10 protein-coding genes are annotated in these 7,856 nt (G+C 67.0%); 5 read left to right on the top strand and 5 right to left on the bottom strand.

Annotation, left to right across the window (positions count from 1 at the left end):
• A partial coding sequence (locus RMO40_RS02810) for a cytochrome c-type biogenesis protein CcmH (RefSeq protein WP_309716007.1) occupies nt 1-225 on the top strand: 225 nt, incomplete at its 5' end.
• A complete protein-coding gene (gene ccmI, locus RMO40_RS02805; RefSeq protein ID WP_309716005.1) occupies nt 225-1,454 on the top strand; it encodes a c-type cytochrome biogenesis protein CcmI in 1,230 nt (409 codons plus the stop codon). The genes RMO40_RS02810 and ccmI, both read left to right, overlap by 1 nt.
• A gap of 8 nt (nt 1,455-1,462) precedes the next feature.
• On the opposite strand, the gene RMO40_RS02800 is transcribed toward ccmI, so the two are convergent.
• Genes RMO40_RS02800 through RMO40_RS02790 form a run of 3 tightly spaced genes read right to left on the bottom strand, consistent with a single transcriptional unit; the run spans nt 1,463 to nt 4,180 of the window.
• A complete protein-coding gene (locus tag RMO40_RS02800; protein ID WP_309716002.1) occupies nt 1,463-2,002 on the bottom strand; it encodes a prolyl oligopeptidase family serine peptidase in 540 nt (179 codons plus the stop codon).
• Between the two features lie 41 nt (nt 2,003-2,043).
• On the bottom strand, nt 2,044-2,685 hold the full coding sequence (locus RMO40_RS02795) for a glutathione S-transferase N-terminal domain-containing protein (RefSeq protein ID WP_309715999.1): 642 nt from the start codon (nt 2,683-2,685) through the stop codon (nt 2,044-2,046).
• Nucleotides 2,686-2,725: 40 nt separating this feature from the next.
• Nucleotides 2,726-4,180 (bottom strand): RNB domain-containing ribonuclease, encoded by a 1,455-nt coding sequence (locus RMO40_RS02790; RefSeq protein ID WP_309715996.1) that lies wholly within the window; start codon nt 4,178-4,180, stop codon nt 2,726-2,728.
• Between the two features lie 94 nt (nt 4,181-4,274).
• Between RMO40_RS02790 and RMO40_RS02785 the strand changes: the two genes are divergently transcribed.
• The 3 genes from RMO40_RS02785 (at nt 4,275) to RMO40_RS02775 (ending at nt 6,434) form a co-directional block, all read left to right on the top strand.
• The gene (locus RMO40_RS02785) at nt 4,275-4,874 is read left to right on the top strand and encodes a M15 family metallopeptidase (protein ID WP_309715993.1); all 600 of its coding nucleotides are present in this window, start codon (nt 4,275-4,277) and stop codon (nt 4,872-4,874) included.
• A gap of 89 nt (nt 4,875-4,963) precedes the next feature.
• Entirely contained in the window at nt 4,964-5,506 is a 543-nt protein-coding gene (locus tag RMO40_RS02780; protein WP_309715990.1) for a YfaZ family outer membrane protein, read from the top strand.
• Nucleotides 5,507-5,561: 55 nt separating this feature from the next.
• On the top strand, nt 5,562-6,434 hold the full coding sequence (locus RMO40_RS02775; RefSeq protein WP_309715987.1) for a peptidylprolyl isomerase: 873 nt from the start codon (nt 5,562-5,564) through the stop codon (nt 6,432-6,434).
• A 15-nt stretch (nt 6,435-6,449) separates the two neighbouring features.
• Here RMO40_RS02775 and RMO40_RS02770 read toward each other — a convergent pair whose 3' ends face one another.
• Nucleotides 6,450-7,346, bottom strand: a complete 897-nt coding sequence (locus RMO40_RS02770) for a YihY/virulence factor BrkB family protein (RefSeq protein WP_309715984.1) — start codon at nt 7,344-7,346, stop codon at nt 6,450-6,452.
• A 139-nt stretch (nt 7,347-7,485) separates the two neighbouring features.
• On the bottom strand, nt 7,486-7,856 hold a 371-nt coding region (locus tag RMO40_RS02765), incomplete at its 5' end, for a hypothetical protein (RefSeq protein WP_309715982.1).

The following is a 7,856-nucleotide window of genomic DNA, read 5'->3' as shown; positions in this document are numbered from 1 at the left end:
GACCGGGAGGTGCGCGACTTTCTCGTCACGCGCTACGGCGACTACGTGCTCTACCGACCGCCCGTCAAACCCACCACCTGGCTGCTGTGGGGCGGGCCGTTCGTGTTGCTGATCGCCGGGCTGGCCGGCCTGATCGTGTTCTTGCGCAAGCGCCGGCCCGCTGAAGCGGCGCTGTCGCCCGAAGACCAACGCCGGGCAGACGCCCTGCTCAAGGGAGATTCGTGATGGGTGGTTTTGTGTTGGCTGCGGCGGTGCTCGTCGCGGTCACCCTGTTGTTGTTGTTGCGCCCATGGCGCCGCAGCCCGGCCTCCGATGTGGCGAGCACGCCCGAGGTCAACGCCGGCGTCTACCGCGACCAGCTGCAAGAGCTCGACCGCGACCTCGCCGCCGGCACGCTGTCTGCCGACGACCACGCCCAGGCGCGCGCCGAGCTGCAGCGCCGACTGCTCGACGATGCTGGGAACAGCGACACCAAAGCCGCTGCACCCTTCGGCATGCGCTACACCGCGCTGGCGCTGGTCTTGTTGATGCCACTGGGCGCGGCCGGGCTCTACGCCGTGCTGGGCACACCCGCCGCGCTCGACCCGGTGGCCACCCGCGAGCCCTCGCGCCAAGACGTTGAAAAGATGGTGTCCGACCTGGCCGCCCGCATGGAAAAGAACCCCGGCGACACCAAGGGCTGGATCGTGCTCGCACGTTCTTACCGAGCCATGAACCGCCTGCCCGAAGCTGAAAACGCCTTCAACCGGATCGGCGATTCGCTCTACCAGAATGCCACCTTGCTGGCCGAATACGGTGACGTGCTCGCCACCCGTGCGATGGGCAATTTCGACGGCAAGCCGATGGAGATCGTGCAGCGCGCACTCAAGCTCGAGCCCGAGAACCCGATGGCCTTGTCGCTCGCCGCCACGGCGTCTTACAACCGCAACGACTTCACCCAGGCCGTGGCCTATTGGGAGCAGCTGCTGAAGATCGTGCCGCCCGGCTCGGAAGACGCCAACTGGTTGGCGCAGGCCATCGCCAAGACCCGCGAACAGATGGCCGGCCCGGGTGCCAACCCAGCGGTTGCAGCCGTGCCCCAGCAGACAGCACCTGTCGCTGCGGCCCCCGGTATCGCCGTCACCGGCCGCGTGAGCCTGGCGCCCGCGCTGGCCGCCCAGGTGCAGCCCGGCGACACGGTGTTCATCTTCGCCCGCAGCCCGCAGGGCTCGCGCATGCCGCTGGCGGTGCAGCGCGTCAAGGTGTCTGACCTGCCGTTCGACTTCAAGCTCGACGACTCCACGGCCATGAACCCCGAGTTCAAGCTCTCCAGCGCCACCGACGTTCGCATCGAAGCGCGCATCTCCAAGAGCGGCAGCGCGACACCCGGCCCAGGCGACCTGATCGGCGTGGGGCCGGTGGTCAAACCGGGGGCGAACCAGGTGGCGGTGCAGATCGACCAGGTGAGGCCGTAAGTTGGGGCTCAGCGGCTGAGAAAAAACTCCGCCATCATCTCGGTGGCCGAGATCGCCGAACCCGCCGCGCCACCACGCGGCTTCTTGCCGCCCGGCCACGAGTGGCCGCCGGTCTCGGTGACGCACAGCTTCACCTCCACGCCGCCCTTGCAATGTGAATAGGCGTCGCAATGCGCCCCCGCCGTCTCCAGCACACGTTGGGGCGTGGCGTTGCAGCCGTTGAGCCGCACCCACTTGGCCACCGAGTCGGGCACGGCCACGAAGTCCGTCACCTGGTCCGACTTGTTGAAGCCCGCGCCGCCGTTGAACAGCACCCGCTCGTCGTCCTTCGCGTGGATGTGCAAGACCGAGACCGGCTGCGACGGCGCACAGCTCCGGGTGTTGTCGGTGCCCGCCACCGCCACGATGGCCTTGAACACCTCGGGCATCTCACACGCCAGGCGGTAAGCCATCAAGCCGCCGTTCGACATGCCGTTGGCAAACACACGCTTGGCGTCGATGCCCGGCTGGGCGCTCAGGCGCTTGACGATCTCGCGTATGAAGCCCACGTCGTCGCGCTGAGGTGGCGGGTGAACATCAAGGGCTGCCTCTACACACGCACCGGGTAGGTGCCCTCGCCATGCGGCGCCGCCATGAACTCGGGCAGCATGGTTTCGGCCTTCAGCGACAGCGATTGAATCGCCGGGTGCGCCGAGCCCGCCACCACGCCGGGCATCAGTTGCTGCGTGAAATGCCAGACCACCGCCGTCGTCACACCCGCCTGGCCGATGGTGCGGCTGGTGACCAAGAGCGGCTCACGCTGCAGTTCCAACTCCAGCGCGCCATAAGCCGCCAACATCTGGCCGGTGACACGGTCCAGCCAAGGCTGGTGCCGCTTCTCGGCCGGCCGCACGTTGTGCTCGTAGACGATCTGCACGCTCTTCTCGCACGCGGCAAGTGCCAGGCCGATCACACGCAAGGCCTGCAGGCGCTCGGTCAGGCTGCTGGGCATCAGGCTGCGGCCGGGCGCGGCCAGCGCTTCGGCGTAGTCGAGCATGAGTGTGGAATCCATCAGCACGCTGCCGTCGTCACACACCAGCGTGGGCGCCTTGACCACCGGGTTGATCTGGCGAAATTCATCGAAGCCGCGAAACACCGAAACCGACCGGTGCTCGAAGGGCAGGCCCAGCAGCTGCAACGAGATGGCGACGCGTCGCACGTAAGGTGAATCGAGCATTCCGATGAGTTGCATGGTCATTCCTCGGGTTGTGCGTTGTGATTGATCTTGATGGTCACGCGCGCTCGAAGTCGATGAAGCGTTGCTCGGCATCCACGCTGCGCAGCGTCACCCGCAGCGTGTCGCCCACGTCGAGCCCTTCGAAGCCGCTCACCACCCTGCCCTCGACCAGCGGCGAGGTGATGCGCACGAAGGTGCCCTTGGGTGCAGCGCCGGTGACGATGGCGTCGAAGTGCTCGCCGACGCGGTCGTGCAGCAGGTAGGCGGCAGCCGCCTTGAGCACACGGCGCTCCACGCTCGAGGCGCTGTCTTCCTGCACGGTGCAGTGCTGGGCGATGGCGTCGAGCTGCTCCAGGGAATACGGCGGCGCCTGCCGCGCGAGCGTGGCCTTCAGCAGGCGTTGCGTCACCAGGTCGACGAAGCGGCGGTTGGGTGCGGTGGAGTGTGCATAGTCGTTTACCGCCAGGCCAAAGTGGCCGGCACCCGGCGCACCCGCAGGCACGGCCGCATAAGCGCCCGAGCCCAGCATCTTCACCACCGACAGCGAGAGGTCTTCAAAGTCCGCCGGGTCGACCCGGCGGCGCTCGGCCAAAAACTTGTCGAGCGCCAGCGCATCGGGAGCTTGCGGCAAAGTCGCGCCATGCTTTGCGGCGAGCAGCACCAGGCGATCCCAGCGCCTGGGCTCCTGCAACACGCGGCGCAGCGAGGGCTGCCCGTGCTGGGAGAGATAACGTGCCGTGACCCCGTTGGTGGCGATCATCAGGTCGGCGATCAGGTCTTTGGCGCGGTTCTTGTGGTCGGCGCGCAAGTCGACCAGCTGGCCATCGACGAACACCGGCCGCGCCTGCGCGGTGCTCACGTTCAAGGCGCCGCGCCGGTGCCGCCATTGGCGCAGAGACAGCGCCACCTGGTCGTGCAGGTGAATCTGCGCCTGCAGCGCCGCGCTCGCCGCCACCGCAGGCGGCGCAGGGGCCCGCCCGCCCAGCCAGGCCGCCACGCTGTCGTAGGCGAGCTTGGCCTGGTTGAGCACCAGCGCCCGGTAAAGCTGCGACCCGGTCACTTCGCCGCGGCCATCGATCTCCATCTCCACCACCACGGCCAGGCGCTCTTCGCCTTCATGCAGCGAGGTGAGCCCGTTCGACAGCACTTGCGGCAGCATCGGGAACACACCGGCTGCCGTGTAGACCGAGGTGGTGTTGACGGCGGCATGCGCGTCGATCGCGCCGCCGGGCCGCACCTTCGCATCGACATCGGCCACCGCCACGGCGAGCCGCACGCCGCCACCGGGCAGGGCCTCGGCCCAGCTCAGCTGGTCGAGGTCGAGCGTGTCGTCGTTGTCGATCGAAAACCACAGACGCGTTCGCATGTCGCGAATGTCGGCGCCGGGCTCGGCACCGCTGTCGTCGGCCGAGCGCTCAGCCTCCTGCAGCACCTCGGGCGCAAACACGGGTTGCAGGCCGTGACTTTTCATTTCGAGCTCGGCGATCCGGGTCAGGTCGGCAGCATCCATGGCAGTGCGGAGAATTGAAGCGCTTGAATTGTGGGGGCAACACGCAATTCACAGGCACAAAGGTATCCTTCAACGAACACCCACCGGGCTCCCCATGCGCTGCGAGGACATTGCCTCCCACTCCGACTTTCGCCGCCTCTCGTCCATCCGCGATGTGGCGGTTGACCTGCGTTACGCCGGCCCGCACAACTTCGTGGGCCGCGATCTTTACGGCTCGCTCGATTGCAGCTGGCTGCACCACCTGGCCGCCACCGGCCTGGAGCGCGCCGTGGCCCAACTCGCGATCGACGCACCCGGCCACCGCTTTCTGGTGCTCGATGCCTTGCGCCCGCACCGCGTGCAGGTGCTGCTGTGGGACCACCTCGACGGCACCGGCCTGCGCCAGTACGTGGCCGACCCGGCGCGCGGCTCCATCCACTCGTTCGGCATGGCACTCGACGCCACCATCACCGACGCCCAGGGCCGCGAGCTCGACATGGGCAGCGGCTTCGACGAGATGACCGAGATGTCGCACCCGCGACTGGAGGCCGAGCACCTGGCGCATGGCCGGCTCACTGCCGCCCAGGTGCAGCACCGCGAGTGGCTGCGCCGCGCCATGGCAGCCGGCGGCTTCAACGGCGTCGACAATGAGTGGTGGCACTTCGACATGCTCGAGCGAAGCCACGTGCGACAGCACTTCGTGCGGGTGGATTGACCCAGCGCCGATGGGGGTGCGGCGGCCCGCCCCGGGCCGGCGGTCTGCTACCCTTCGCCCGCCTTTTCAACCCCGGAACCGAGTTCACCATGCGTCACATGCTCTGTGCACTGAGCCTGCTCACCGCCGCATCGGCCGCGCAAGCGGCTGACGTCAAGCTCGCCTTGAGCAACAAGGTCATCGCCGCCGACTACACCAGCCCGCAGATCGGCCAGGGGCTCGAGCTCACGCTCGGCGGCCTGCACCACACCGACAACGGCAACATCTTCACCAGCGGCATCCAGGTGTCGCAACAGGTCAACGACGGCTTGAGCGTCGGCCTCGGTGGCAAGCTGTTCTTCGTGCAGAACGATGTCAAGAACGCCTCGGCGCTCGCGCTGGGTGGTCAGTTCGACGTGGCCTTGCCCGGCCTGTCGCAGGTGCACGTGGGCGCACACGGCTGGTTTGCGCCGCGCGTGACGAGCTTCAACGACAGCAAGAACCTGCAAGACATCGGCGCCTTCGTCTCCTACCGCGTGCTCAGCAACGCCGAGGTGTTTGCGTCGTACCGCCGCGTTCGCATCGACTTCGAGAACCGCGATGGCGTCACGGTGCAAAGCGGCGCGCTGTTCGGCATGAAGCTTTTCTTCTGACGCCCGCTTCTTTCAATCCAGTCTCATCCATCAACCTCGTCCCAAGGACAACCCCATGAGCACCCTCAAACACGGAATTTTTCTGGCCAGCGCAGTCTCACTCGTGGCCCTCAGCGCCTGCGGTGGCGGCAAAGGCACCACCCCTGCGGCCACGGCCGCCAGCGGCCCGGTGGTCGCCACGGTGAATGGCACTGCCATCAACCAGGGCACGGTCGACCTGATCGTGAAGCAGCGCGGCGGCCAAGGCGACTCGCCGGAAGCCCGCAAGGCCATCCTCGACAGCCTGACCCTGCAAACGGTGATCGCCCAGGAGGCCGCCAAACAAGGCCTCGACAAAACGCCCGAGTTCTTGCAGCAGGTGGAAGCGATCAAACAATCGGTGCTGGCCAACGCCTACGTCGAGGACTACATCAAGAAGAACCCCGTCACCGACGAGATGGTGAAGGCCGAGTACGAGCGCATCAAGACCCAGTCGGGTGGCTCTGAATACAAGGCGCGCCACATCCTGGTGGCCAGCGAAGCCGAGGCGAAGGAGATCATCGCGACCCTGAAGAAGACCCCGGCCGCCTTTGCCAAGCTGGCCAGCACCAAGACCAAGGACCCGGGCTCCAAGTCGAGCGGCGGCGACCTCGGCTGGTTCGATGCCCAGAGAATGGTGCCCGAGTTCGGCGCTGCCGTGCGCACGCTCGAAAAAGGCAAATTCACCGAAGAGCCGGTCAAGACCCAGTTCGGCTACCACGTGATCCTGCTCGAAGACTCGCGCCCCATCGAAGCGCCTCCGATCGAATCGCTCAAGCCCCAGCTGAGCCAGCAGCTGCAGCAGACCAACGTGCGCAAGCAGCTGGATGCGCTGAAGGCCGCCGCGAAGATCGACGTGGTGGGGGCTGCGGCCTCTGCTCCGGCTCCCGCTCCGGCAGCCTCGAAGTAATCAGTCGGTGTGTAATCAGTCGGTGTGAAAAGGCCGCGGCGGCGCCTCGTCGCCGCGGCCGATTCGCTCGTATTCTGAGATCACCTGCGCGCCAAACAGCAACAGCGCGGCCGCGATCTCCAGGCTGAGCAGCACCACGATCGCCGTGGTGAGCGAGCCGTAGACCACGTTGACCTGCGACAGCGAGCTGAAGTACCACACGAGCACGTGGCGAGTCACCTCCCACAGCAGCGCCGCCGTGATGGCGCCGATGAGCGCATGCCGCAGTGCCAGCCGCCCCACCGGCATCACCAGGTAGACCGAGGTCAGCACGAACACCTCGCCGACCAGGCCCAGCAGGTACAGCAGCAGCCCCGACACCCCGCTCAGCGACCACTCGCGGCCCAGCGCGCGGAAGCTCTCGTCGCCCATCATCTGCAGGCTGCTCGCCACCAGCGTGACCAGCAACAGGCCGGCGCCCAGCGACAGGATGTAGCCATACGGCAGCAGCGCCGACACCAGGAAGTGCCGCCGCCGCACCGCCACCCGGTGCAAGAAGATCACCGACATCGCGTTCTCGAGCACGGTGAAGGCGAGCGAGCTGAAAAACAGCATCGTGCCCAGCAGCACCCAGCCGATCACATCGCGGTGCAGCAGGAAGTTGGCCAACTCGCCGACGATGGCGCGCGACTGGCCCGGCACCAGCCACTCCAGGTAGCGCCCCACTGTGTCCAGCAGATCGGCTTGGTCGATCACATGCGACAGCGCGATCACGCTCAAGATCAACAGCGGCACGATGGACAGGAGCGCGTAGTACGCCACCGCCCCCGCCAGCAGCAGCCCCTGGTTGGCGCGAAAAGCCTTTACCGTTTGCCACAAGAAGCGGCCGGGGTGGGCGATGACGTGGCGTGCTTGGGTGCCGAGCAGTTGCATGGCCCCAACCTTAACGCGTCCGTGCGATTTTCAGCACACCGATCGCCCCGGCCTGATCGTGCGGGCTCGCGCCGTGGGACACCTCGACCGGTCAGGCGGCCGGCTTCGTGCATCGGGCAGTGCCGCCAGGGTTGAAGCCCTACCGGGACGGCGGCATGTCGCGCGCCACGGTGCGCTGCAGTGACGGCGGGCCGTTGTGGTTGCGCGACCTGGCGCACGCCTCTCGCGTGCTGCGCACATCGACGGGCGTCGCGGCTTCCTGCCGCACCAACCTTGCAATGCCCTGCAGGCAGGGGTTGTTGGGGTTGATGGCACGGGTCACGGCCGTGTGCAGGTGCTGCTTGTGTTCGTCGTCGATTCCGAGCGAGGTCGGGATGCGGTTGAGCTTGCGGCGCAGGTCGGGGTGGTCGGCACTGTCGGGCACCTCGTGAAAGCCGAAGTGATAAAAAACCAGCCTGTCTGACAGCAGCCGCCCCGCTTCTGTCAAATCGGCTTGGCCGAGACGAGCGC

The organism is Rhizobacter sp. (assembly GCF_031412075.1).
Taxonomy (GTDB): domain Bacteria; phylum Pseudomonadota; class Gammaproteobacteria; order Burkholderiales; family Burkholderiaceae_C; genus Rhizobacter.
The sequence above is the reverse complement of the archived record's forward strand: the minus strand, read 5'-3'. Positions and strand labels throughout refer to the sequence as shown.